Raw genomic sequence first — 1916 nt, 5'->3', positions numbered from 1 at the left:
CGTCAGGTCAAAGCGAGCCATCGACTTAATCTCCTCGAAAAGAGTGAAGCAGACAGCAAGCTTTCAAGAAACCAATTTTATGGGTCTATGACCTAAACCATTCGAATAAGCTATTGACAAACAACAAACACACTCATCTCTCTTGCTTCATCCGCAATATCTGCAGGGTTCATTGGCTTTGTTTCCGTTCCCTGCTGAATCGATATTCGATTGGAGTCGAGAAAAGCCGCTAATATAGTGGCTTTAATCGCGAAATTGACGTTTTGAGGCAGATCGCCATCCTGCAGGGCAACTTTCAGAGCATTGAGTTTCGCCGCCACGATACCGATAAGATTGCCGTTCTGGTCCAATAGGGGACCACCTGAATTGCCGGCCTGAACGGGTGCCGAAATTTGGAAAAAACGGCTATCATCTCCCAAGCCGCTCAAAGCCGTGATATTACCAAGCGTAAAATTGCCTGAGGTAGCGAGAATCTCGCTGTGAGGGAAGCCGAAAACGGCAACACTCTCACCAAGTCGAACGCCAATCCGAAGCGCGGCTATTCTGGGGGGCGTTTTGTTTACTTTCAATATCGCCAAATCGTTCATTGTATCACGAGCAACGATCTGTGCATCGTTAATGGTACCATCACTGGTCTTAACAATTGCCTTTGAACAATTCTCAATAACATGGGCATTTGTGACCAATGTGCCGTCTTGAGCGACAAAGAAACCACTTCCCGTAGAAATCAGGGACTCCGCAGGTTTCGAAGGAGGAGGTGGGGATGGTGGTGATACAGAAGATGGTGCAACGACCGGCAATGGCGGGCTCGCTACAGTATCGACAACCGGTCGAGGGACTTCGGCAGGGGGATCAATATAGGGGGCACCCGACATCGCGGATCTAAGAGAAGCAGACATCAATATAGCAATACGTTCGCCATGAACATTGCCATTGGCATTATTCCAATACAATGAAAAGCCGGTAACATTTCTCCTATCTTGATGATAACGGAGGTAAGCATCAATGCCATCGGATGTCGTCAAGGAAATGACGAACCAGCCATCTTTGATGACTTTGTAATGAATAGTGCTGCCTGCCGCGATCTGGCTGTTGACTAAGGTCTCGAAATTCACACCGATAAAAAGATTGGGAACGGTCGTAAAATCAAGGATCACTCTGCGCTGAGGATCAGTATAGTGAAGACCATACGGATTGCGATCGACGGTCAACCCTAATCCCAATGGAATCCATAGCGGAATGCCACGAGTCGGATGGTTGATCTTTTTGAAGCCCCAAAGATTGAGCATAGGAGAGGCAGTCACGAAAAGCTTATTCAGCTCTTGCTTATCGATCACCCCATTTGATGGTAGCCCATTATCATTCTGAAAGTTTTGAATAAACTTGAAAATATGTGGATTAAAATTCTCACTGGGGACGAAATTTGTGTAACCTGCTGCAATCAGAAGCACTTGCACCAGAATGCGTTGTTGTAAATCGAAATTTGTTTGAAAAGCCTCTTCAGCTTTCTCATAACCAAACGGCCTCGTCGGTGCAGCATTCGCATTAAGAACGACAAGCAAATTCAAAAGGACGAGAAAATTTACTCTAAAATAATGCAGCATGATGGCACCAATACATAAAGCAGTATCATTATACTTTACAAATATTCATTTTTATTGTTATCAGAAATATATCTAAGTCCTGTTATTGATGACGGTCATACTCTTGTTGGATCTGAATATGGCAATCGCAAAGTTGCTTGTCCAGCCCGGATTATTCAGCTTTGGCAGGCGGATGCGGCTCATAGGCTTGCTTTGGACTAAGCAAACTTTTCAAAGTTTGCTTACACTTATAAATCGTGGCTTTAGGGTGTGTTAGCGCTTGATCCATTCATTGGTTGCGGCGAGACAGAGGATGCCGAGGAAGGAGCAGGC

The 1916-nt window shown here is 45.3% G+C and carries 1 protein-coding gene; it reads right to left on the bottom strand.

The features are described from left to right. Positions 1-110 precede the first annotated feature (110 nt). Positions 111-1604 (bottom strand): serine protease, encoded by a 1494-nt coding sequence (locus DL88_RS18230; RefSeq protein WP_034999408.1) that lies wholly within the window; start codon positions 1602-1604, stop codon positions 111-113. Between the last annotated feature and the right edge of the window lie 312 nt (positions 1605-1916).

It is taken from the genome of Beijerinckia mobilis (genome assembly GCF_000745425.1).
Taxonomy (GTDB): Bacteria; Pseudomonadota; Alphaproteobacteria; order Rhizobiales; family Beijerinckiaceae; genus Beijerinckia; species Beijerinckia mobilis.
This window is presented reverse-complemented; position numbering and strand designations above follow the sequence as displayed.

Bases quoted from the DNA above. Each gene is read 5' to 3' on its own strand.
- DL88_RS18230 (WP_034999408.1), bottom strand. From the start codon at position 1,604: ATGCTGCATTATTTTAGAGTAAATTTTCTCGTCCTTTTGAATTTGCTT.